The sequence below is a fragment of the Bacillus sp. AL-1R genome (genome assembly GCF_052180195.1).
In the GTDB taxonomy this organism is placed as follows: domain Bacteria; phylum Bacillota; class Bacilli; order Bacillales; family Bacillaceae_G; genus Gottfriedia.
Window position 1 is genome coordinate 2,500,219 of the sequence record NZ_CP197469.1, and the last position, 24,459, is coordinate 2,524,677.

The window sequence follows — 24,459 nt, forward strand, 5'->3', positions numbered from 1 at the left end:
ACACGTCCTTTTATTTAGAAATGATAAGTTCATTTTGTTGAAGTTGATCATCGTTAAAAACAATTTTTTTATTAAATAGTAAATAACTAGTTACACATATAATCACAATGATAAGACTACCATGAAACAACCAAACAAGATGTGGCATGGATAAAAATGATAATAATGGTGATGCAGCTACAAAACCAATTGTAAAACCAACCCTATTTAACAAATTTGCTACTCCGAAGATTCTACCTCTTATAGAATTGTCGGTTTTCTGAATCATTGTTGAAAAATAAGTACCTGCTGCATTATCAAAGAAGCCAGTAAAAAAAGCGAAGAAAAATACTACCCATAAAGTATGATTCGATAGAAATAAAATGAAGCCGATTGATGTTAAAACTGAAGTTCCGTAATACATAAACAGATAATGTTGTTTTAACCTAGAAACCTTAGGAATTATCCAGGTCGAAAGGATTCCTCCAATACCCCAAGTTCCCCAAATGAGTCCTTGATAAAATGTTGCATGTTCTGAGTTAATTTTTTCTGCTAATATTGGGACTCCGACATTATGAGAACTTGCTGAGAATGTTTGAAATAAAAATACAATGAATACAAATACTAATAAAGGTTTAATTAGCACATAAGTTTTTACTTCTTTCAAATCATTAACTAATTGTTTCCATTGATTACTTACTTCTTTTTTAACCGTATTTTCCCATTTATAAAAGATTAGAACGAAGGCTGACAAGAAATAAGAAAGGGCATCTATTCCAATGATTACACGATAGTCTACAACCTTTGATAAGAATGCTGAGCCTAAAAATCCAATTACCATACTAATTGCAGCAAGTCGTGAAATAAAGGCATTTATTTTTAATATATTTTCTTCACCAAATATTTGAGGTAAATCCGCACTGAAGCTGACTGAAAAAAAACTTCCTAATGCACCAATGATAAATGCTACAATCGCAAACATGATTGGTGAAGGGAAAATACATAATATTAATATACTTATTCCTCTAGTAATATCTGAGAATATCATTAGCTTTCTTCGATTAGAACGATCCGCAATTACACCAGAAAATAAACTTGTTACAATCCCTCCACAAACACGAAGTGCTAAAACCGCAGCCAGCCAAGATGTACTTTTCGTCATCTCGTAAATCACTGCATTCATTACAACCAATTCCATCATACTACCTATGTCTGAGAACGCCTTTGTATACAAAAAATAGACTTTCTTTCCCATTAAAAATCCCTTCATTCTATGAAAATACGCACTTATTAATACATAGATAAACAAATAATTCTAATTTGAACTGAATTCATCTCTATCCCCCCTTTCAAATTAAAACTGACTATTAAGTTTATTTTATTATATGAATAGTGTATGTTGTTTGCTTTATTTTTAACATAAAAAATTTTCTGAATTTAAAGTTTAGGTAGGAAAGTGTTCCCTTTCTCTACCCAAAACTTTAATTTTGAATGACTATATAAGACATGATCATTTCTTCTGCAACTTTAAATTGCGCTTTGTAAATTTCATCTTCTTCTACTACTGAATAATGTAAGCAAATACCATCGATATTAGCCCAAAACAAACTAGAAATAATATCAGGATCAATTGTTTTCTTAAATTCACCAGATGCGATTCCTTGTTTAATAATTTCACTTAAAAATAAACGATATTGATCTTTGTACCTTTCAATCATAATGGCTTGTAGATTTTCATGTCTTGCTGAATTAATCCAAAACTCCATATGGACTCTAATCATATTTCGCCATATTTCAGTTAAAGATATTTCACTATACATTTGAAATAATTCTTTTAACTTATCTTTTGATGAACTAATATTTTGAAATCGTTGGTTAATTTTTTCAAAAGTTTGGACTGTTCTTTCTTGCATTAAAGTTAAATAAAGTTCTTCCTTACTTTTAAAATAATTATAAATTAGCCCTTTACTCGTTTTGGAATATGCAACAATATCATCCATTGTTGTCATATGATATCCCTTCTCTCCAAAACATTTTAAAGCACTTTCAAGAAGACTCTCTCTTTTGCGTTCTTTATAATCATCTGAAACTTTTGGCATTGAACACATTCCTTTACTTAATAAATATATTTAAACTGACTGATTAGTTTATTTTATCAGTTAAATAATGGAATTTCAATAAAATAGTCGAAATAATCACACGATTTTTTTTCCATTTCATAAAAAAAGTGACTAGAAGTCGTTAAACTTTTCTAGTCACTTTTTTGGAGTCAATTTTAGTTTTGTTCAAGTTTTGCTTGAACAGAAGCTAACTTACCTTCCATTGTACTTTTCTTGTCGCGACGATCATCAATTCGAATAGTCGTTGCAACTCTTGAAATTCCATTTTCAAATGGTACTTCATGCATTTCTTGTACAACTTTTAATAATAATGGTAATTCGCCTTCAATAATTGTATTCATAGGTGTAAGCTGGAATTTCACTTCGCCATTATACTTTTCTAAAACTTTATGTATATTTGCTACATACGCACTTACACTAGGTGTTTCAGTGCCAATTGGTACGATTGAAACGTCAATAATTGCCATTTTTTTGTATTCTCCTTTTTTATCAAATTGTTACTTGTATATCCTAACATGTTTGTGATAAAAAGGAAAAAATTTACGATCATTTATCTCCTGGCTAGCGATAAACAATTTCTACTTCATTAAAATTAATATCCCTTGTCAATCTTCACAATATTTCTTATTTTCTCGTTATTTTCTAATCCTTTAAGTGTATTGACAAAACATTTTACACCATCATTTGGTAAAGTAACAGCTGAAATATGTGGTGTTAGTTTTACATTAGGCATTTGCCATAATTCTGAATCAACTGGAAGTGGTTCAACTGCAAAAACGTCTAAAATAGCTTTTCGAATATACCCTTTATTCAAAGCTTCTTTTAAAGAGTCCTCACACACAGTTGCTCCTCTACCAACATTTATAAAACCTACATTATTTAACTGTTTAAATGTATTCATATCTAATATATTTCTAGTTTCATTTGTAGACGGAAGAACACTTATAATCCAATCTGCATGTTCTAAAATTGTAGAGCTTTGTTGAAATGGAACTATTTTTTCAAAATATGGTTTTTGACGACCACTCATAGAAACTCCGTATACCTTCATTCCTAAACTTGATAAAACCTTACCAATATGACCTCCGATTTCACCTGTACCATAAATAACAACTTTTTGGTCTTCTAAAGATTTTGGGATATGAAATTCCCACTTGTTTTCATTCTGTAGATTTGAAAATTGCTCATGTAATTGTGAATCCTGGAGTATATAACTTAAACAATATTGACTCATTTTTGGACCAAAAACATCAATCGTTCGCGTTAAAAGCACGTCATTTTTCCAACTAATTTTCATGAAACTATCTACGCCAGCTGCTAAAGAATGGACCCACTTTATGTTGCCAAATTCAAAATTTGGTGTTGGACGAAAACCAACATATGTATCAGCCCACTCATAATCCGCCTTTGTTACCTCATCTTCAGGTAAAAAACGAAACTCTTTTGATAGATTATGTGATTCAATTAGATCTTTAAGCTTATGATGAATTCGGCTAGTTACTAAAATTTTTTGAATTTCCAATGTCCTACACTCCTTTTTTATCTTGAATAAATTTTAACATAATATTTCGAAAAGAATGAAAAGAAAACACTTCAACTAGTAAATAGGCGAATATTCAAATTAGCGATTCGCGATTATTTACTGCTTTTACTGTAAAAAGATTTTTTTGTCGATCTTCAATTATTATTTATCATAAAAAAAGAGGTTCCCTAAAAAATAGGGACTCTCTCCTTCTGATTTCATATCTTCACTATAAAACTTTACTTAAGAAACTTTTCGTGCGTTCGTGTTTTGGGAAATCAAATAGTTGTACTGGACTATTTTCTTCTACGATGTAGCCTTGATCCATAAAAATTACGCGATCACCCACTTCACGAGCAAAGCCCATTTCGTGTGTAACGATTACCATTGTCATTCCTTCTTTAGCAAGTTGCTTCATGACCTCTAAAACTTCTCCTACCATTTCGGGATCTAAAGCGGATGTAGGTTCATCAAATAACATTATTTTTGGCTCCATTGCAAGTGCTCTTGCAATCGCAACCCGTTGTTTTTGTCCACCAGATAGTGAGTCAGGATATACATCTGCTTTATCTGAAAGACCGACTTTTTTTAATAGTTCAAGTGCTTTCTTTTTGGCAGAATCATTTGGTCGATTTCTTACTTTTTTAGGGGCTAATGTAATATTTTCTAAAACTGTTAAATGTGGAAATAGATTAAAATGTTGGAATACCATGCCTACTTCAGTGCGAATTTTATTTATATTTGCTTTTTTATCCGTCAGATCAACATCTTCAATAAATACCTTACCTGCTGTAATTGTTTCTAACATATTTAAACATCGAAGAAAGGTTGATTTCCCAGAACCAGAAGGACCAATAACAACACATACTTCACGTGGTTGAATTGTAATGTTGATATCTTTTAATACTTCTAGAGAACCAAATGATTTTTTTAATTTTTCTACTTTAATCATCCCGTAGTCAACCTTCTTTCAATGCGATTTAAAACAAAGCTTAATGTTAATGTTAGGACTAAATAGATTACTGCTGCAGTTATATACGGCTCCCACACTTTATAATATTGCCCCTGCATCGCTCTACTCCAATACATCAGTTCAGGTGCTGCTATAATAGCTGCAATTGATGATTCCTTAATTAAGACAATAAATTCATTTCCAAGTGGAGGAATCATCCGTTTTACAGCTTGTGGTAGAATTACATGTTTCATAGCTTGTACATGCGTCATTCCTAAGGAACGAGAAGCTTCCATTTGCCCCTTATCAATTGATTGAATTCCAGCACGAAAGATTTCAGCAATATATGCTGCTGCATTTAATGATAGTGCAATGATTGCGGCCGCTATTGCGTTTGTCTCACCGATAAAATACGGTACTACCCCAAAATGTATTAATAAGATTTGTACAAATAATGGTGTTCCTCTAAAGAAATTGATATACCAAACAAAAGGAAGTGCTAACCATTTATTTGATTGCATTTTACCTAATCCAATAAATAATCCGATTATTGTACCTAATAAAATTCCTGCAAAAGATAAGCCAATTGTTAATGCAGTTCCTTTAAGGAAAAACGGTATGTATTCTTTTATAATGCCTAAATCAAATCCCATTTCTTTTCCCCCATTTAGATAAAATTGCGTAACACAAATGGCTGTTACGCAATTTTTAGTATTCTATTTATTTTCTTCTGCTTTTAATGTTTCAAGATCTGGCTCTGATCCAAAATGCTCTTTGTAAATTTTTTCATAAGTACCATTGTTTACTACTTCTTTAATTGCTTTATCAAGTTTACCTTTTAATTTACTGCCATCTTGAAGCAATAGACCGTAGAATTCAGGTTCAAAGCTATTTTTATCATCAATAACGACTAGCTTTTTATCTGGATTGTTTTTTGCATACGCTTCAATAACACCATTATCTGCAACTACTGCATCAGCTCCTCCACTAAGAAGCTCTAAAATTGCTAAATTGTTATTTTCGAATTTTTTAAGATTTTTATTGTTTTTACCATACATTTTTTCAACAGCTTCTTGTCCTGTTGTACCATTTTGCACTGCTACAACTTTCCCCTTCAAATCTGCTGCTGATTTAATACTACTACCTTCAGGAACTAAAATTTTATTAATTGAAAGAAAATAAGGTGTTGTGAAATCATATGTTTTCTCACGATCTGCATTGATCGAAATTGAAGACATACCAATATCAGCAGTTTTGCCACCAATTTCAGCAAATAATGGGTCCCATCCGGTATTTACAATTTTGATTTTAAATCCAGCTTCTTTAGCAACTGCATTTGTAAAATCAACATCGAATCCTACTATTTTACCGTTATCAAGATATTCAAATGGCGCATAAGCAGCATCAGTCACAACTCGTAATGGTTTCTCTGCTGATCCACTTGTTTTCGCATCCTTGCCACAACCCGATAAAATTAGAGCTGTCGTTACCGCAAATGCAAACGATAGTTTTTTAACCTTTTTCATTTCAATACCCCCAATTATATTAATTATGTAATGAAACTTCTGATAAGATTAAATATATTGAAAATTTAATATATTTAGATTTTTAATTATTATATCTATTCTTGTTTAAATATGCAATACTATGTCAATTATTGCTAAATCCCTTCAATATATAAAAAAAGAAATTTAAGATCTATCTATTAATCTAACGAGTTACTACTATCTAAATAGATTTCACTCTAAAAAATTATACTTAAGAAATATTTAATTAACTGCTCTGAATTTACTATATAAAAAGGGGTTGTCAATTTAGACAGCCCCTTTACGATTTTCTTAAATTAACCCAATCCAATCTTCCTTAAAAAAGATGTTACGTGCTCAACTTTTATTTTTTTATAGACGCCCATTTGTAGGAGTTTTTCACCCCATACGGGTGATTGTATACATTATTCACATAAGATTTTTCCAAATAAGCTACACCGTTCTGATAGATTGGTGAAATGGCTGCATCTTTTTCAAGCAATAGCTCTTCAGCTTCTGCTAAAGTCTTCCATCGTGCTGGTGGATCTTGTAAGAGAGTCGTTTTTGCTTTTGTGATCAGTTCATCATACTTCGGATTCGAATACGCTATGTTATTGTTGGTCACCCATTTATCCAAGAAAGTCATTGGATCTGGATAATCCGGTCCCCATCCTGCAAGAGACATATCATACTGAAGATTATCTTCCAACGCAAATTTTGGCTGTGCAGGCGACATCTTGATGTTCACTGTTAAGCCAGGTAGATTTTTTTCAAGTTCGTACTTCAAATATTGGGAAATCTTCTTATTATTATCGTCTTCTGCAATCAATAACTCTAAATCGACACTTTGTTTTCCAAGCTCCTGCTTAGCTTTTCCCCAATATTCCTTTGCCTTGGCAATATTCGTTTTATTGAAGTCCCCTGTAGTATCGTAGAAATCTTTCCCATCTGGACCAAATGCCAAATTTCTAGCGACAAAGTAGTAGGCTGGTGTTGAACCGTTATTTAAGAGAACATCTGTAATCCCTTTTTTGTTGTAGCCCATATCGATTGCTTTTCTGGCATTTACATTTTTTAAAAAAGGATTTTGATTATTTAGCTTTAAATAAATTAGCCTTCCTTCTTGCGCTGTTTTAAAATCTTTATCATCTTTATACTTATCCACAAATTCAGCTGTTAGACTTACCCTGTCTATTGCTCCCGTCTCATAAAGATTGATAGCTGTTGAATTATCCTTCGCAATCTTAAAATTGATTTCATCTAATTTTACTGTTTTTTTATCCCAATATTCCTGGTTTTTCTCGAGTTTGAAGCTTTGTTCATGTTTCCATTCACTCATTTTAAACGGGCCATCATAAACAACGGAGTTCGCTTCCAGTCCGTAATTCTTGCCCTCTTTTATAATAACTTTTTCATTTTGTGGCATGAAAGGGGCTAGTGTAGTCAAACTCAGAAAATACGGCACTGGATTATCGAGCTGTACTTCTAACGTATGATCATCAATAGCTTTTACTCCCAATTGATCTGCAGGGAGTTGCTTTTCATTTATCTCCTTTGCGTTTTTTACATCATACATGATATAGGCATATTCAGATGCTGTAGCCGGATCTAAAGTACGTTTCCAACTATACTCAAAATCATGAGCCGTCACCGGATCGCCATTAGACCATTTTGCATCACGTAGTTTAAATACATAAGTCTTTTTATCTTTACTCACTGTATAAGATTTTGCAATTCCTGGCACAGGCTGACTATCCTTTCCTTGTCTGTATAGTCCCTCCATAACATTGTTTAGCACACTTAGAGTTGTAGAGTCTACAACTAGGGATGAATCCATTGAGGAAAGCTCAGATGTTTCAACTAAACGCAGTACTTGTTTCGCATGCGGCTTACCCAAGCCCTCAACAGTCGTTGCCTTTTCTTTTTGGGTTGCACATCCTGGAAGTGCCATACCCAAGATAAGCAGTAAAGCGGTTAACCGTTTTGTTTTGTGATTCAATAAAAACTTCCTCCTCGCATCCAAATATCTTTTTTTATGTAATAATTATAATATTCTGTATATTAAACACATCACCTCTTTTAAATTCAATTTATCGAACAAATACGATGTTTTTTCGTTATGTCTCTATTCCTTACCCAAAAGTTTGCATGCTGCGTGAAGGAACATGTTAACACCAATAACAAGAGAATTTTCATCTATTGTAAACCTTGGATGATGATGTGGATACGTACTTTCGCTTTCTTCTTTTCCTGAACCAATTTTAAAGAAGCAGCCATTCGCTTTTTGTAAAAATGCAGAAAAGTCTTCCCCACCCATAGATGGTTTGATATATTCAACAGATGCATTGCCATATAACTCAATAGCCGTTTGTTCAAGCACTTTTGTGACAGCATCATGATTGATAACGGGTCTGTACCCATATCGATAGTGAAAGAAATAGCTTGCTCCATGTGCCTCGCAAATCCCTTTTGCAATTTGTTCAATTCGTACTTTCGCATCGTTTCGCAATTCTTCATCAAAACAGCGTACAGTACCGACAATTTCAGCAGTATCGGGAATGATATTATCAGCAGTTCCTGAGTGAAATTGGGTAACAGATAAGACTCTTTGCGCAAATGCATCGGTTGCTCGCGAAACAATATGCTGCAAATTCGATATAATTTGTGCTCCTATTGCGATGCTGTCTACAGTTTCTTCTGGATGTGCGGCATGTCCGCCTTTGCCACGGATTGTAATATGAAATGTATCAGGTGCTGCCATCATCGGTCCGTAAACAATACCGATTTTTCCAACTTCTAAACCAGACATTAAATGTAAGCCGATTACGTAATCAACCCCTTCCATTACGCCCGCTTGTACCATTTCCTCCCCTCCACCAGGAAATTGTTCCTCGGCATGTTGGAACAAGAAACGGATTTCTCCACTTATTTCATTTTTATACTTTGATAATATTTCAGCCGCTCCAAGTAAAATGGCGGTATGCCCGTCGTGGCCACAAGCATGCATCACTCCCGGAACTGTTGAGGCAAATTCAAAGCTGTTTTCTTCAAAAATTGGAAGAGCATCAATATCTGCACGGATTGCCAGCGTTTTACCGGGCTTTCCACCAATTAGTCTAGCCATCACACTATATTCAGTCGGGCGAGAAAGCTCTAGATTTCCGAATGACTGCAATGTATCAAAAACAAATTGAGAGGTTTTTTCCTCTTGAAATGAAAGCTCTGGATATTTGTGCAGGTGTCTTCTCCACTGTACTAGCTTTTCTTTTGAAATTTCTGATTGAAATTCAACATTTTCTAAGGATTTCACTTAAACATCTCCCTTGCCATTATTAAACTGTTAAATTCTCTTTCATACTAAAAATCCCTTCCCAATGTAAAAATTACATTGAAAAAACAGCATGAGATAAGGAAATTGTTGTTAAATATAGAATATATATTAGGTGGCATACAAAATAGGAGGAAGAATATGCGAAAACCAAATGCATTGAAACATGGGGATACAGTAATGATTATTGCGCCATCAAGTCCGCCAAATATTGAGAACGTGATGAAGATGAAGCTAATATTAGAAAATGCTGGCTTGAATGTCCTGATCGGTAATAGTGTGACAGAAAAACGGGGCTATCTTGCTGGTAGTGATGAAAAAAGAGTGTCAGACTTCCATATAGCGTTCTCTGACACTGAAGTAAAAGCTGTGTTGTGCGCAACTGGAGGATATGGAAGTGGAAGATTACTGCAAGACATTGACTTTGAGCTCGTAAAAAACAATCCGAAAATCTTTTGGGGATATAGTGACATTACAGCTTTGCATATTGCTTTGCAGCAAAAAGCAAACTTAGTGACGTTCCATGGACCTATGATGCAAGAGTGCGGAGCAAATGATGTTCCAATAGAGACAATCGCTTCTTTCAAGCAACTATTTGAACCGTTAAGTTTCACCTTTACCGCTTCAGAAACAGATACATACCCTGCATTTTCATATTCTGTCACTGCCCCGATAACCGGCGGGAATCTAACCGTTATAACAAGCACAATTGGTACACCTTATGAGGTAGATACAAAAGGTAAGATTTTATTTATTGAAGACATACAAGAAGAACCTTACCGCATCGATCGTATGATTAATCAATTACGATTGGCAAATAAGTTTAAAGATTGTAAAGGGATTATCTTAGGAGACTTTAACGAATGCGAACCGAAAAAACGCAAAGCCTCTCTTTCTATACAAGAAATAGTACATGATCATATGATCCCACTAGGATTGCCCATTCTAAGTGGATTCCCAATTGGCCATTGTTCACCAAATTACGGAGTTCCCTTTGGTGTCCCTGTCACAATGAATGGAGCACATCAAACGATATCATTTGAACCTGGAATCCAAATATAGTGGTAGTGAAAGTAGTTATGTGAATGTAAGAATAAAGATAAAAAAACCGGAAACAACTATTTGTTTCCGGTCCGGCAATCATTTTGACATTATTTTATTAAAATAGAAATCTCAGAATATCCTTTGTTCGTTTTATGAACTTCAATGACTGCAGGCATTGCATCTTTTACATCTTGCACATGAGATATTACGCCAATTAAACGGCCTGATTTTTGAAGCTGAATAAGGGTATCAATAGCTTTTGATAATAATTCATCATCTAGTGATCCAAATCCCTCATCTATAAACAACGTATCAATTGATACGCCACCTTTATGTGCTTGAATGATATCTGCCATACCTAGTGCTAAACAAAGTGATGCATTAAACTGCTCTCCACCAGACAATGTTTTTACATCTCTAGCAAGACCTGTATAGGAATCATAAACTTCTAGACCTAAACCACTTTGTTTCCTTCCTTTTTCAACTGCATCTTTTCGTTGCAATTGAAATTGCCCATTTGATAAATGATCAAGGCGGATATTTGCCGATTCAATTATTTGCTCAAAATAATCCAATAGCACATATCGCTCAAACGAAATCATTTTTTCATTATCGCCTTTTGTCACTTTATACAAATCTGTTATACCTGCTAATTTTTGTTCAGTTTTTACAAAATCCTCTTGATAGATTTGTAGGTCTATTTTTAATTGGCTTAATCGCTTAGTTAATTCTTGGATACGAATTATTTCGTTAACAATCGTATCTAGATGCTGTGTAATTTCTTGTACTTTCATTTTAAGGTCATTTACATCAATTTTTTCCGCCGATTGAACTTGTTTTTCTAGTAACTCTTTTTCAGTACTTAATCTTTGTAGATTTTCTTCAAACATTGATACATCATTTCGATATTGATCAATCATTCGGATAGATTCAATTGCACTGATAAACTCAGATTCTCCATTAAACTCGTACTCACATATTTTTTCATGATAAAGAATCTTTGTTGTTCTAATCTCTTCATTTAATTTTAAAACTTCTTTCTCAAGATGAGTGCGAGTAGTCTCTTTAACCGTCTTCTGTTCAGTAAGGACTCTATATTCTTCTTCGATTTTTAAAATTTTAACTTTTAAGATTGCTATATTATTTTCAATTTCATTTTTTTCCAATTGCCATTTCTCAAGAGTCCTTAAAGATTCGGGTAATTTTGATTCAATTTGTACGATGTGAATTTTTAATTCATTTAATTCATTCGTAACCTTATTCAATGCCTCAGTCTTCTCAGTAACTTTTACAGTTAAATCCTTAATTAATTGTTCCTTTGTTTTTATGACATTACTAATCTTTTCAAAAACAGCTTTTTTCTCTGTCAAGTTTTTTAAGTTTGATTCATTCTCATTAAACTCATCTGCAAGAGCTGTTAGGCCTTCATTTGTAAAATCAAATTGACCATGTTCTTCTAAAAATGATTGTTCATCAATTTTTAATGAGTTTTCTTTACTTTTGATCTCCCCCTGTATTGTTGCTAGTTCAGTCTGAATCTGATTTACTTGCATTTTCAATTTTTCTGCTTCTTCTTCATTGACAGTCCCATTAAATTTAGCAAGTGATGGATGATGAGTACTTCCACAAACCGGACATTGCTCTTGCTCTTTTAAGTCTTTCGCTAAAAAAGCAGCTTTTTGCTGGTGCATTTCACTTTCAATTCTGTCCAATTCATTTTTAAGCTTTAAATGATCTGAATTTTTCAACTGAAACTCATTTCGTTTTTGCTCTAATTCTTTTTTTGCAAAAAAGATTCGCTTAGCAAACCCACCTTTTAATGAGATTTCCTTCTTTAATAAGGAGAGCTTTGCCCATTGATCATGAATACCTTCTAAGTCATTTAGTTGCTGTTTTAATTGACTTAATGCTTCGGTTTCTTCCTTTAAACCGTCTTGAAATGTTTTTTCTTCATTTTCGTATAATTGAATCTGTTTCGACTTATTATGAAACGCAAACTTATAGTTTTGAAACTGATCAATCTCATCTTTTATAGCTAATAAATTACTCAATTGACTTTCTAAACTACCTAATTTTTTTTGCTCTTCAGGTAATGTAGCTACTTCCGATGAGATTTTTTCAATTTTAATGAGTGTTTCTTTTAAACTCTCAATTTCGAATAATAATTTATCATTTGTTATTTGAAGTGAATTTTTTAGTTTCTCTAGTTCATTTTTTATAGGCAATACTTTTTCAGCGTTTGTTGCTAATTTTATTTTTGCTTTTTTACTTTCTATTTCTATCTCTTGGCCTTTTAACATTGTTAATAATTCAATTACTTCTTGTAATCGATCAATATTTTTATTATGAGCTTCTGCAAAAAAGAGCTTTTGCTGACTTTCTTCTAATTGTGATTTTTGTATTTTCTCATTTTCTTCAAGTCTTTTTAAATCATCAATTATACTATCTATATGTTCAGTTAAAATCTCATTCACAATATGAAGATTAATTTGAGAATCGTCGGCAATTTGAATACCTTTTTCACTTAACAATTTTTCAATCACTTCTAATTTAATAACAATTTTCTGCTTTAAATTAGTAAATTTACTTTCCATGTTTTTTCTAGCCAAATTTAAAGTTTCAGTTACTTTTTCAAATAGTTCAGTTCTGAAAATTTTCCGCAAAATTTCTTCCTTTTCTTTTGTATCCGAAACTAATAATTTTCTAAATTCACCTTGAGGAAGTAATACGATTTGTTTAAATTGATCTGCATTGATTCCTAATAATTCTTCTACTTTTTTATTGACAATTGAAGTTTTGTTAAATTCCTGACAATAAGGTACTTTTTCCTCATTCTCAATTTTATAAAACTCGATTTTATCACCTGTAATACTTTTATTTTGTTTCTTTTGATGGCCTTTTTGTCTAAAAATATGATAATGGTTTCCTTTTAATTCAAATGTCAATTCTACACTTGTATATAGGTCATCATCAGCAAAATGACTTCGAAGCATTGTTTGATCATTCCTATTTTCACCACTTGCCTCTCCAAAAAGAGCAAAACAAATTCCATCAAATATTGTTGTTTTACCTGCACCAGTTGGACCAGTTATTGCAAATAACCCTTTTTCGTTTAGTCGACTAAAATCAACGTGTACCTTATCCTTGTATGGTCCAAATGCATGAAGTACTACTTTTAATGGCTTCAAATCTATTCCTCCCTTACAAAGATTTCTTCAATAATCTCTTTCATAAATTGTTCATCTTCAATTTTCAAATTTTCATTTTTCATTTCTTTATAAAAAGATTGAAACAACTCAAGTTGATTTTTTGATTGTTTTTCCATTAAGCTCAGTTGATTTGTTTTATCTGCTTGTAAAGTCGTTTTCTTTCGACTAACATGCATTGCATTTGGATAGACTGTTCTGATTTGCTCCATCGGATGGACTACCATATGCTCATCAGTTAATTTAACGAAAACATAATCATGATTGACAGGATGCTGTCTGATTTCCTCTATCGTTCCTTCGATTGATCTTAAATCACGATTTGGATGAAAATCTTTCTTAACGACTGTTAGCTCACCGTCAGCTTTTAATTCAACAATTAAACATCCTTTTTTATGGTTTTCTTCTGAAAGAGAGTACTTTAGAGGTGAACCAGAATATCGGATTGATTGATTACCTACAAAATGTGCTCGATGTAAATGTCCTAAGGCTGTATAGTTAAAATGTTTAAAATTATGATGTGATACGTATTCAGCTCCACCAATGGAGAGTGTACGTTCCCCCTCTGTCTCTTCATCAGAAGGCTCACCATTATTTGTTACGAATGCATGTCCAACAAATACATTTCGTACTGATGGATCTAATTCTTCATCTCTTATTTTATTTACAATTGCTTTCATCGCATCATCATGTGAATGAATATCATCGTTTTGTAAAATATAACGTACAATACTTGGTTCGGCATATGGAATTAAATAAAAATGAACCTCACCATCATCATCATTCAAAATAACTTTCTTAAATGGAGTTTGTAATTTCCCTACTAAATATAATCCTTCTTTTTCCATAAAGCGGCTACCAAATTCAAGTCGTTCAGCGCTATCATGATTTCCAGCAATCGCAAGAATTGGCGTATTACATTCAATGACAATTTTATGGAATACTTCATTTAATAGTTCAATCGCCTCAGTTGGAGATATACTTTTATCATATAAATCGCCTGCTATCACAACTGCATCTGGCTTTTCTTCTTTAATTATTGAAATGAATTCATCTAATATATATCGTTGATCTTCCGTCATATGTACACCATGTACAATTTTACCAAGGTGCCAATCTGCTGTATGAATAAACTTCATTAAATACACCTCATCATTCAATTTACTTTCATTGTTACGAAATTTTAAGAACAGCTTTTCTATCTTATATTTTACATCAACATACGAACATTTGTATGCTTTTTAAGCATATAAATTGTAAAAATGCATTATTAAGTTAAAATTATTGAAATACTACTTAATATGATTCAAAATAAACCTATCACTGTTTTAGGAGGCAATTATGGAAAAAATAAATGAAGTAAAAAAATATGAGGAAATAATTAAAAGTGAAAAGCCTATCGTGGTAAAGTTTTATGCAACTTGGTGTCCTGATTGTACACGTTTAGATGCATTTATCGGAGATGTAATTGAAGAGCACCCATCATTTACTTGGTACACAATGGATCGCGATGAATTTCCAGAAATCGCTAGTGAACAACAAGTAATGGGAATTCCGAGTTTACTTGTATTTAAAGATGGCGAAAAAATTGGACACTTACATAGCGCAAATGCAAAAACACCAGAATCAGTTGAAGAATTTTTATCAACTTTTGAATAATATCAAGTTACGTTAAGTCTTAATGTTGCTGGGATTAAACCTAAAATCAACAAAGTTAACCACAAGGAAATTTTTCCTTGTGGTTTTTCTTATGCTTAATAAAAAACGTAAGCCAAAAACAAAAAGGAACACCTATATCATTCCGATCATAGGTGTAATGTTTTCATATTCAATTAAATCTGCTTTCTTTCATGTAAATTGATAAATACATTTTTACAAATACTGTACCATGCATATCCTACTAACCAACCAGCAATAATATCTGAGAAATGATGAACATGCAGGTAAATTCTACTCATTGATATTAAAAATATCATTAAAAGAACGATCAATTGAATCATTTTTTTGTGTTTCATCATTGTTGGTTGAATGGCAATTAGAATAAAGCCTACTGTTAAAAAGAAGCATGTTGCCATAACCGCATGTCCACTTGGAAAACTAAATCCACCTTCCACATAGTACATTGAACTTGGTCGTGGTCTTTCATATAAATCTTTTAATAAGGAAACAACCGCTCTAGCCGTCAATAATGTAACCATTAATGATAAACCACTCCAAATACGCTTACGTATAATAGAATAAACTAAAACAATAACTGCAATCGTTAAATACATCTTTGAAGAACCAAAATCTCTTAAAAAATAACAAAATGAATCCAGTGCATCTGTTCGTATGAATTCAAAGAATTTAAACGCCAAATTGTCTAAATTTCGAATCATTTGCGAATCATAGATTAGTCCTAAAATAACAAATAGAAAAATAGCTGTAAAAATTAGTATCCAATTATTTTTTTTCATATAACCCTCCAATATAATTTCTAGTACTGCTTGTACTTTGGATACACAAAAGAAAAACGACGAGAGTTCCCGTCGCCACTTTCATGACTATTCTTCTTCCTCATCAATTTCATCAATCATACATTTTTCCAGTAAGTACTCAAAAGTAATATCCGCTAGTTCTTCAATCTCCTCTTCCTCAGGAACATATCCTCGCTGAATGAGCTGTTGATAGAAAAATTCTGCTATTTCTTCCGTATCAATAACTACCTCAATTTCTTTCACTAGCATCACCCCTTACTAGTTAATATGTGAAAAATGAGAAAATATGAAAAAAACCTTACCAAGCTAAAAAAATATTAATATGTAACCTTTAGCATAATACAACATTGACAAGCATATATTCAATTAAAACATGTTAAAGGAGCGATTCCAATGATCAAAATGGACAAGCTAAATAATCTAAAAGAAATGATGTTTAATGATGAAATGTTTGAAGAAGCTGTTGAAAAACTGACGACAATCGCATTTTTTATTTTAATAGGGATAGGCATACCTTTTTCGATTCATATAATTCTACAATTATTGTAGAATATCCTCTCTCTCAATTTGTTTTCTTTTCTGAGAATTTATTTAAGTTTTTAAGCACTAGATCCATCACAATTTTATATTCTTCATCTTGGAAGATTGAATATAAAACTGCGTAATCATTATATATATCTAATAATCCATCAATTATTTCTTGTTTTGTTGTTTTATTTCTGTTTTTATTAAAATCATTCATTGAGCGAAGTTTTTCTAAGTCTAATTTTGTAATGCCATTTTTATCATTTCTTAGTTTTTTTAGAATCGCATTAGCAGTTTGTGCTGATGCAATTAGGGTTAAATCAGTTTCATCAGCCTCTAACCATTCTCCATCAGTAATACGCGCTAGTTCGTAAATCGTGTCTTCCCACGCGTCATTTTTATATCGCCAAACCTCTGTACGGTACCCTACAATTCGAAAAATTTCTTTTTCATAACCATTTACTTGAACAAGATCCCCGAAAGAAAATGAATAATTTACTTCAATCCATTCTTTTTCAAGTTTTTTTCCATCATATTCGTTGAGAAGTTGAAGAGTATTCTCAACATAAAGTCCGTCATGATTATTGACTTCATAAACAAAAACGCCGTCCATCAGTTTAATATTTATTAACTTTCTATTTTTATTGGCTATGTTAAATAAAAAGGCCACTCAAGTTGAGAGCGGCTTATCAGATGAATTTATTTTAATCTCATCACTTTTTATTTTAATGGCTAATTTTAGTAATGCTTCTGCAGCTAGTTTTGCATTTAACGTTCCTATTTCTTCATATTTAAACTGATTCATGAAGAAACACCCCTTTATAGACTATTCAAATGACTAGTCTATAGTTCAATGAGTTAGGAATTGTACGACTAAATTAAAAGGCATAAAAAAACAACTCTTCTGATTAAAATGAGTTGTTTTTAATGTGAAGACTACAATTATTTAACTGATGCATACATTTTAAAGCTATCCTCAATGCGATGGTTAAAGTTCGTATGTGCTGCTCTTAAAGATTGCAAGTAATGTTCATTTAATGACGACCAAACTCGATTTCTTTCCTTTAAACCCTCTATGTAGTATTTTCCTGTTTGTTCATATTGCTCTTCTACTTTTTCAATTAACTCAACTGAGGCTTTGAATGGAGTAGATAATAGCTCCCAAAATTTATATGCCGTTTCTTCAAATAGATTATCAGCTGATTGAACTTCTGAAGATTTATCTGTTATTGCAACGATAATTTGCGAAGTATTTGCATTTATTTGGTTATGAAAGTACTTTATTTCTTCATATAAGCCGTTAACTGCATTACGATATTTCTCATTAAATTTTCTTGTTTCTTTTAACACTTTCATCAACGAATTTAATCTTTGTTCCCTACTGTCTCTTAAGTATGTCAAACTACTTTCATATTGATCCCATATTGTATTTAAAAAAGGATCCATGAAATAGTTTTCTACTTTCTCTTCTTTTTGAACTTCCGCCTTTTGTTTTGAAGTTTTCTGTATCGTCAAACTTCTTCCTCCTCTTTTGGATCCGAATTTTTCTTTATTTTATCCTCTCTTTGTATTGGAGGCATGTAGAGCTCAAGAAAACTTGAGTACATTTTGAAAAATTGATCAAGCATTGATTGATAAAGTTCAAGTTGTCTTGCATTACTTGTTAAGTATGCCTTTCCAGCTTCTGTAATTGAATAACAGCGCTTAGCAGGTCCGCTTCCTTTCGTGTCCCATTTTGATTGGACAAGATTATCTTTCTCTAGTTGCCTTAATAATCGATATAAATTTCCTTGGTCAAGTGTTTGAAACCCGAATGCGTGGAGCTTTTGAATTAGATCATAGCCATGAAGTGTCATCCGACTAAGGAGTAGAAGAATAAAAGGCATAATAAAGTTTTTAGATGGAGTAATATTTTTATCTTTTTCATTGTTCATAGGTAACACCTCTATAAAAAATCTATAGGTGTATTTTACACATATATGAATATAGCGTCAATATAGTAAATATAATTTAGTGTAAATTTTCAAAAAACTCAGATCATACCGTTTATTCGTTAAATAGTTATAAAAAAGTGGCAAAGGAGTGATAAAATTGTACGTTATAACAACTGAAAGGATCAAACTGTTTTATGACCGATTAGGTACAGGAGAACCTCTCATATTAATTCATGGTCTTGGAGAAGTTAAAGAAAGCTGGTTTAAACAATATGAACTAGCAAATGAATTCGATTTAATTATACCTGATTTGCGTGGCCATGGAGAAAATGATTTGACTGAAGGAATATCAATGAAGAATTTCGCAAAAGATGTACTTGATTTAATGGATGAATTAGGAATTGAAAGCGCACATATATTAGGCTTATCAATGGGTGGTACTGTTGCACAAGAGATTTATCGCCAAGCACCCAAAAGATGTCGCTCTTTAATTTTAGTTAGTACATTTCATTTTGCTCCTAGATTACTAGGACTATGGTTTATCCATTTTAAAGAGTTTCGTTCAAAAATTTTCACTCCTCAACAGTTAAAAGAGATGACCGCACGAACATGCCTTTTTTCATGGGAAAAAGAATCAATACAACAATTCAAACAATATTATCGCCCAAATCCAGAAAGTTATGACCAGTCAATGAGAGCGTGTTTTAAGGTTGATAATAGAGAATTGTTACCAAATATAACCGTACCAACGCTAATAATTGGTGGTCAATATGATCCGATTACGCCAGTATGGCTCCAAATAATTATGCATAAAAGTATCCCAAATTCAAAATTAGTTATTTTCAAAAATACTGGCCATGTTACAAAAATGGAAGCAGCAGAAAAATTTAACCAAACGATCCGCTCTTTTTTAAATAAACAAGAACCCGTTAAGATTTAAACTTAATTTCTAACAATCTAGATTTACCTAATTAGCCATGCAAATATAGAAAAAATGACCTCCTAAACTGATTGTATCTAATTGTACTATTCTTAAAAAAGCCTCCATATAGTGTAACAAAAACGGGAGGGGATGAAAATGTACGAAAATTGGCTGGATACATTATCATCTAATGATTTATTTTTGACTTTTCTATCAATATTAATTGGTGCAATCGGTGGTTATGCCAATATATTATTAGCTAATGAGGGCTATATTAGAAGTTATCGATTTAAAGATTCTGATGGTAGAGCAAGGTATTCACTAGGATCAAAGCGAGAAATAATTCTTGGTGCTCTGGCAGGTTGTATATCTTACCTAATTGCTGTTCTAACAACAAATGACCAAACTCCCGTATCAGTTATCATTTATGCTTTTATTTGTGGAGTTAGTGGCGGTGCTTATTTAGAAAAATTGGTTGATAAAAACGTTAATAATAAAATCATTGATTTTAGTTCAACGCTAGAAGAAATGGAGAAAGCGAAAACTGAGATCAAAAAGACTAGTGCCCCTGAAATGAACAATGGCAATATGCATCAAACAGATACTGGTGTAGTCGATGGCATCGAACAAAATAATGAGGATGACAGCACGAATGATTCAACAAATGAAGAAGTTGATTTGCATTACAATATTTTAATGAAAAGGTTAAAATGTGCAAGAAGTACAAAGGAAGCTGAAAAATATTTTAATGAATTAGTTCGATTGATCAATAACAGATAAATTATTAATAAATGCATTACAAAAAAAGTTCAGTTCAATCTTTTCAAAGATGGTTAACTGAACTTTTTATTTTAACTTTAAGATTCTAAAAAAACCGAACATGATATTATTCGTTTAATAGAATGATAGCTTGAGTATTAAATCCATTCTATTTTTATAGTGGCAATTTTCTTACTTCTAGTTGTATCATGACTTGAATCCATATTACTACTAAACCATATTTTATGAATAAATGTTTTTAAAAAATGATTGCATAATTCAGGATCGATCACTTCTAAATTTTCGATCGTTTCAATGATCTTTTCTATTTTTTTAGGATTATTATTTTTTAAATTTTCTATTTGGGTCTGATAGAGTTCAATTTGCTCAGTTATTTGATTCATTTGAACGATCAGTTCATATTTTAATTCTTCATATTCCTTTTTAGTAATTTCTCCATCCATTCTCATTTCTCTAATATTATTCTTTCGCTTATTTATCTTATCCTTTTGTTTATTTAATGAGACGAATTCAGTCATTAGTCTCTGTTCGAGTTCGATTGTTTTCTGAGAATCTAGCATTTTTAACGCGTTCTCTAGCTCTGACTTTTTTTCTTTAATGCAATTTAAAACAAATTTTTCAACTTCTTGATATTTATAGCCCCGATCTTTACACTGATTGTTTGATATTTTATATGAACATGATTTTATAAAATCAGTATTTGAACGATCTTTTTGAATATATCTCTTCCGCCCACAGCAATTGCAGTAGATTAAATTTTGTAACCTGCGGACTGCTTTTTTATTTTGAAAATAAACATTTTTATTATTTTCTAATATCGATTGGACGGCAAAAAATTGCTCTTTAGTTATGATTGCCTCATGCGCATTTTCGATAAATACTTCATCAATAATTTTATTATGAATACGTCTTCTAGCCTGTATTGCCCCATAATATACAGGATTCGTACGTAATTGGCTAATATGTGCTGTAGTGAGGATTTTACCTTGTCGGCTCCTCCAATTTAACCTATTTAATTGCCTTGCTATTTCATTTACAGAAACTCGTTCTAACGATTTTTCGAATATTAGCCGAATAATCTTCGCTTCGTCTTCAATTATTTCTAATTTTTTATAAGCGTTTTTACGATATCCAAGTGGGGTCTTATTACTCATTACCCATTTTCCTTGCTCCGCTGCTGCTAACCTACCTCTTGATAACCGCTTCTTAATCTGCTTATATTCAAAATTAGCCAATACTGCTTGGAATGAAAATAACATTTCATTCGTTTCCTGTGATAAATCTATTTTACCTTGTGGAGTTAATATTTTAATATCATTTAAGATTAATACTTGCTTGATTTGTTCTGCATGTGCATTATCACGCGAAAGTCGATCGATATCCATAATAATCAAATAATCAAATTCATGTATTTTCTTAAGTAATAAATTTAATTGTTCACGATCCGTATTTACACCACTCGAAATCTCCTGATAAATGATATATTTTAAATGATGTTGATTGGCAAGCTTAATCAAAGCATTTTTATGATTAAGTAAAACTTCATCTACATCTTTTTGTTCTTCATTTCTTGATAGCCTGAGATAAATAGCTGCTAACATGAGATCACCATAGCATTATCCATTTTACGTAAGGGTTTCATTCCCAGTAAAAATAGAAAGTTAATATTTGTTATCTTACCGACAGTACCATATAACGTAATCACGACAATATCATCTACGTTATATTTTGGTTGTTTTTTCTTTGTCATACTTCTTACCTCCTTCTCCATTCGTCGTGACTAATTCGTTTTTACTGTATACTATGCAACCAATAAATAATTGTCTGTCATTTTCATCGTAAATAAAAAAGGGATTAGCCCATTTTATAGGTAAGAAATAAATAGCTAGTTTCAGAAATGGTAGAATCAATACAAAAAGGGTGATTGAATAAGCTTCCAATAAAAAAAGATGCAACTTAGGTAAACTAAGTCACATCTTATTGATCTTCTAAATATAAGTTCCATGCTTCATCAAATACGCTCATCGATTGATGGAAAGTACCATCAAACTCTAAATACGAGCTAATTTCATCATAGCTTGAAGAATGTTTTGGAAATGAGTGATCATTAAAAAGATGATCTGCCAATAGTCCAATTTCATTAGGAATTTTATAGTTTCGATGTTTCATCATATAGTGGTAAAATGACTTTCTCATGATTCTCCCTCAGTTTTATGATTTATTTTGTCTTTTATTCTAAAAATCTTTGTACTTTTTGAATATTTTTTACAATTACAGATTTGTTTTATAGTTTAAAAATACTCGTTCTATGACGAGAAGTCAAAATAATTTCTTTTTAATAGTCTTGGCTGCTTCATTAATTCATCAAATGTAACTGAAACCGGAAGTAATTTTGTTGAAATGAGAAATAACTGATCTTCTATCGATTTGACCATATCTTCCTTTTGATAGGTAAATTTACACTGATCACAATGAAAGGATGGTACCTCTGTAATTGTGATTGCTCGTGAACCATCTGGCAATTCCCAATGTACAACTGATTTTGTTTCGGATGCTTTTTCCTCACCACACCAATCACATTTTAAAGTATTATTCATCTTTTTTTACACTTCCATCCATTTTTTGAATTTGTGATTGAAACTTTTTCTCTTTTAATTCATCCCTTTTTTCTCGTTTATTTTTTAAGGAATTATGTGTTGGATCTGTCTGATATTGTTCTCTCTTTTTCATTCTTTCTAAATCTGATGGAATAAGACTTTGCACTTGATCATTCATGATACTAGCAATACCAACCTTAGCTGCCTTATTTAAATAATCAGGATAAACTAGTGAGAAATACTCTTCTGCCGTATCCTCTTTATAGTTTTCAGGCTCTGGATAGGATGTGATGACACCTTCAAAATTCCTTAATACTGTTTTTTTACTGCTTTGTGAGACGATATAATTTGGTTGAAGTGAGATTTTACCTCCTCCACCTGGTGCATCTACTACAAACGTAGGTACTGCATAACCAGATGTATGCCCACGTAACCCCTCAATAATCTCCAACCCTTTTGCAACTGGTGCTCTAAAATGACCAATTCCTTCTGATAAATCGCACTGATAGATATAATAAGGTCTTACTCTTATTTTTACTAAATCATGCATTAACTTTTTCATAATTGGTACGCTGTCATTAATTCCTGTTAAAATAACTGATTGGTTCCCAACTGGAACCCCAGCATTTGCAAGCATTTCGCATGCTTTTTTTGCTTCTTCGGTTACTTCAATGCTCGTATTAAAATGTGTGTTTAACCATACAGGATGGTATTTTTTTAATATTTCACATAAGTTTTCAGTAATTCTTTGCGGGAAGACTACGGGTGCTCTCGTGCCAATTCTAATAATTTCCACATGATCAATTGCTCTTAAATTCTTTAAAATATATTCCAAAATATTGTCATTAATTAATAATCCATCTCCACCCGAAATAAGTACGTCCCTTACTTCTTCATGGTTACGTATATATGCAATAGCCTCATCTAATTGTTTTTTCGGTACTCCCATACCAATTTGCCCAGAGAATCGACGTCTTGTACAGTAGCGACAATACATGGAACATTGATTAGTAACTAAAAAAAGCACTCGATCTGGATATCGATGAGTTAATCCAGGAACTGGACTATCATCATCCTCTCCTAGTGGATCTTCTGCATCATACTTTGTTTTATATAATTCCTTACTTATTGGTACAGATTGCATTCTAATGGGACATCGTGGATCAGTTGGATTCATTAAAGAAGCATAGTATGGCGTAATATTTAGTGGAATTGTTTTCGTTGATATTCTCACCCCTTCTTCTTCATCTTCCGTTAAATCAATCACTTGTTTCAAGTCATCCAATGTTCTGACTGTATTCGTTAATTGCCATAGCCAGTCATTCCATTGTTCATCCGTAACATCTTTCCATAAAGGAATATCTTTCCAATGTCTTTGAGGTTTATAAAGCTGATTTTTCATTTATGGTCCTCCTTGTTTAATAGGACAATTTACATTTACAAAATTTAAGTAAGAATTTCTAGTTATATACCTACTTCTTTATATGCATTACATAAAAAGTTGGTGAAAACAGTAAAACTAAGAAAGACGTAATAATTTTTGTCTA

At 32.2% G+C, this 24,459-nt stretch carries 25 protein-coding genes and 2 pseudogenes; 5 read left to right on the forward strand and 22 right to left on the reverse strand.

The window, feature by feature from the left end:
- Positions 1-10: 10 nt before the first annotated feature.
- From ACSBO6_RS11695 to ACSBO6_RS11735, 9 genes are all read right to left on the reverse strand, one after another.
- Complete coding sequence (locus ACSBO6_RS11695) at positions 11-1,234, reverse strand: MFS transporter (RefSeq protein ID WP_498843400.1); 1,224 nt, start codon at positions 1,232-1,234, stop codon at positions 11-13.
- Positions 1,235-1,460: 226 nt separating this feature from the next.
- Positions 1,461-2,078, reverse strand: coding sequence for a TetR/AcrR family transcriptional regulator (locus ACSBO6_RS11700; RefSeq protein WP_098843763.1), 618 nt, complete (start codon positions 2,076-2,078; stop codon positions 1,461-1,463).
- Between the two features lie 176 nt (positions 2,079-2,254).
- Positions 2,255-2,566 carry an MTH1187 family thiamine-binding protein gene (locus tag ACSBO6_RS11705; protein ID WP_097978604.1) on the reverse strand — a complete coding sequence of 104 codons (312 nt, stop codon included), beginning with the start codon at positions 2,564-2,566 and terminating at the stop codon, positions 2,255-2,257.
- Between the two features lie 125 nt (positions 2,567-2,691).
- Positions 2,692-3,621: a D-2-hydroxyacid dehydrogenase gene (locus tag ACSBO6_RS11710; RefSeq protein WP_498843401.1), complete on the reverse strand. Its 930-nt coding sequence runs from the start codon at positions 3,619-3,621 to the stop codon at positions 2,692-2,694.
- A gap of 229 nt (positions 3,622-3,850) precedes the next feature.
- On the reverse strand, positions 3,851-4,573 hold the full coding sequence (locus ACSBO6_RS11715; protein ID WP_498843402.1) for an amino acid ABC transporter ATP-binding protein: 723 nt from the start codon (positions 4,571-4,573) through the stop codon (positions 3,851-3,853).
- Complete coding sequence (locus ACSBO6_RS11720) at positions 4,570-5,226, reverse strand: amino acid ABC transporter permease (protein WP_498843403.1); 657 nt, start codon at positions 5,224-5,226, stop codon at positions 4,570-4,572. Before ACSBO6_RS11720 ends, ACSBO6_RS11715 begins: the two co-directional genes overlap by 4 nt.
- 63 nt (positions 5,227-5,289) lie before the next feature.
- A complete protein-coding gene (locus ACSBO6_RS11725; RefSeq protein ID WP_498843404.1) occupies positions 5,290-6,099 on the reverse strand; it encodes a basic amino acid ABC transporter substrate-binding protein in 810 nt (269 codons plus the stop codon).
- Positions 6,100-6,463: 364 nt separating this feature from the next.
- A complete protein-coding gene (locus ACSBO6_RS11730; RefSeq protein WP_498843405.1) occupies positions 6,464-8,098 on the reverse strand; it encodes a peptide ABC transporter substrate-binding protein in 1,635 nt (544 codons plus the stop codon).
- Between the two features lie 126 nt (positions 8,099-8,224).
- The gene (locus ACSBO6_RS11735; protein ID WP_098843758.1) at positions 8,225-9,409 is read right to left on the reverse strand and encodes an amidohydrolase; all 1,185 of its coding nucleotides are present in this window, start codon (positions 9,407-9,409) and stop codon (positions 8,225-8,227) included.
- Between the two features lie 159 nt (positions 9,410-9,568).
- On the opposite strand from ACSBO6_RS11735, the gene ACSBO6_RS11740 reads away from it, so the two are divergent.
- Positions 9,569-10,489: a S66 peptidase family protein gene (locus tag ACSBO6_RS11740; RefSeq protein ID WP_498843406.1), complete on the forward strand. Its 921-nt coding sequence runs from the start codon at positions 9,569-9,571 to the stop codon at positions 10,487-10,489.
- An 89-nt stretch (positions 10,490-10,578) separates the two neighbouring features.
- On the opposite strand, the gene ACSBO6_RS11745 is transcribed toward ACSBO6_RS11740, so the two are convergent.
- Positions 10,579-13,659 carry an AAA family ATPase gene (locus tag ACSBO6_RS11745; RefSeq protein ID WP_498843407.1) on the reverse strand — a complete coding sequence of 1,027 codons (3,081 nt, stop codon included), beginning with the start codon at positions 13,657-13,659 and terminating at the stop codon, positions 10,579-10,581.
- A 2-nt stretch (positions 13,660-13,661) separates the two neighbouring features.
- Positions 13,662-14,816, reverse strand: a complete 1,155-nt coding sequence (locus ACSBO6_RS11750; RefSeq protein WP_098843755.1) for an exonuclease SbcCD subunit D — start codon at positions 14,814-14,816, stop codon at positions 13,662-13,664.
- Positions 14,817-15,018: 202 nt separating this feature from the next.
- On the opposite strand from ACSBO6_RS11750, the gene ACSBO6_RS11755 reads away from it, so the two are divergent.
- Positions 15,019-15,336: a thioredoxin family protein gene (locus ACSBO6_RS11755; RefSeq protein WP_098843754.1), complete on the forward strand. Its 318-nt coding sequence runs from the start codon at positions 15,019-15,021 to the stop codon at positions 15,334-15,336.
- 173 nt (positions 15,337-15,509) lie between these two features.
- Here the strand turns inward: ACSBO6_RS11755 and ACSBO6_RS11760 are convergent, their stop codons facing one another.
- Both ACSBO6_RS11760 and ACSBO6_RS11765 read right to left on the reverse strand, forming a co-directional pair.
- A complete protein-coding gene (locus ACSBO6_RS11760; RefSeq protein WP_098843753.1) occupies positions 15,510-16,133 on the reverse strand; it encodes a phosphatase PAP2 family protein in 624 nt (207 codons plus the stop codon).
- Positions 16,134-16,220: 87 nt separating this feature from the next.
- Positions 16,221-16,397, reverse strand: a complete 177-nt coding sequence (locus tag ACSBO6_RS11765) for a YozD family protein (protein ID WP_069032035.1) — start codon at positions 16,395-16,397, stop codon at positions 16,221-16,223.
- Positions 16,398-16,547: 150 nt separating this feature from the next.
- Between ACSBO6_RS11765 and ACSBO6_RS11770 the strand changes: the two genes are divergently transcribed.
- On the forward strand, positions 16,548-16,703 hold the full coding sequence (locus tag ACSBO6_RS11770; RefSeq protein ID WP_180232759.1) for a hypothetical protein: 156 nt from the start codon (positions 16,548-16,550) through the stop codon (positions 16,701-16,703).
- Between the two features lie 13 nt (positions 16,704-16,716).
- Here ACSBO6_RS11770 and yodN read toward each other — a convergent pair.
- From yodN to phaQ, 4 genes and pseudogenes are all read right to left on the reverse strand, one after another.
- Positions 16,717-17,313 (reverse strand): annotated as a pseudogene (gene yodN / locus ACSBO6_RS11775) (germination protein YodN); the annotation flags it as partial.
- Between the two features lie 36 nt (positions 17,314-17,349).
- Positions 17,350-17,484: a hypothetical protein gene (locus tag ACSBO6_RS11780; RefSeq protein ID WP_498843408.1), complete on the reverse strand. Its 135-nt coding sequence runs from the start codon at positions 17,482-17,484 to the stop codon at positions 17,350-17,352.
- A gap of 137 nt (positions 17,485-17,621) precedes the next feature.
- Positions 17,622-18,194 carry a polyhydroxyalkanoic acid inclusion protein PhaP gene (phaP, locus tag ACSBO6_RS11785; RefSeq protein WP_498843409.1) on the reverse strand — a complete coding sequence of 191 codons (573 nt, stop codon included), beginning with the start codon at positions 18,192-18,194 and terminating at the stop codon, positions 17,622-17,624.
- Positions 18,191-18,613, reverse strand: a complete 423-nt coding sequence (phaQ, locus tag ACSBO6_RS11790) for a poly-beta-hydroxybutyrate-responsive repressor (RefSeq protein WP_098843751.1) — start codon at positions 18,611-18,613, stop codon at positions 18,191-18,193. The genes phaP and phaQ overlap by 4 nt, the downstream gene beginning before the upstream one ends.
- Before the next feature lie 157 nt (positions 18,614-18,770).
- Here phaQ and ACSBO6_RS11795 point away from each other — a divergent pair, with 157 nt between their 5' ends.
- Together ACSBO6_RS11795 and ACSBO6_RS11800 are read left to right on the forward strand one after the other, a co-directional pair.
- A complete protein-coding gene (locus ACSBO6_RS11795) occupies positions 18,771-19,553 on the forward strand; it encodes an alpha/beta fold hydrolase (protein WP_498843410.1) in 783 nt (260 codons plus the stop codon).
- A gap of 138 nt (positions 19,554-19,691) precedes the next feature.
- Positions 19,692-20,315 (forward strand): DUF4257 domain-containing protein, encoded by a 624-nt coding sequence (locus ACSBO6_RS11800; protein WP_498843411.1) that lies wholly within the window; start codon positions 19,692-19,694, stop codon positions 20,313-20,315.
- Positions 20,316-20,452: 137 nt separating this feature from the next.
- Here the strand turns inward: ACSBO6_RS11800 and ACSBO6_RS11805 are convergent, their stop codons facing one another.
- The 5 genes and pseudogenes from ACSBO6_RS11805 to kamA form a co-directional block, all read right to left on the reverse strand.
- Positions 20,453-21,916, reverse strand: coding sequence for a recombinase family protein (locus ACSBO6_RS11805; RefSeq protein WP_498843412.1), 1,464 nt, complete (start codon positions 21,914-21,916; stop codon positions 20,453-20,455).
- A 53-nt stretch (positions 21,917-21,969) separates the two neighbouring features.
- Positions 21,970-22,065 (reverse strand): annotated as a pseudogene (locus ACSBO6_RS11810) (YodN-related protein); the annotation flags it as partial.
- A 227-nt stretch (positions 22,066-22,292) separates the two neighbouring features.
- On the reverse strand, positions 22,293-22,511 hold the full coding sequence (locus ACSBO6_RS11815) for a YozE family protein (RefSeq protein WP_098843747.1): 219 nt from the start codon (positions 22,509-22,511) through the stop codon (positions 22,293-22,295).
- 110 nt (positions 22,512-22,621) lie between these two features.
- Positions 22,622-22,912 (reverse strand): YokU family protein, encoded by a 291-nt coding sequence (locus tag ACSBO6_RS11820; RefSeq protein WP_098843746.1) that lies wholly within the window; start codon positions 22,910-22,912, stop codon positions 22,622-22,624.
- On the reverse strand, positions 22,905-24,314 hold the full coding sequence (kamA, locus tag ACSBO6_RS11825) for a lysine 2,3-aminomutase (RefSeq protein ID WP_098843745.1): 1,410 nt from the start codon (positions 24,312-24,314) through the stop codon (positions 22,905-22,907). Before kamA ends, ACSBO6_RS11820 begins: the two co-directional genes overlap by 8 nt.
- Between the last annotated feature and the right edge of the window lie 145 nt (positions 24,315-24,459).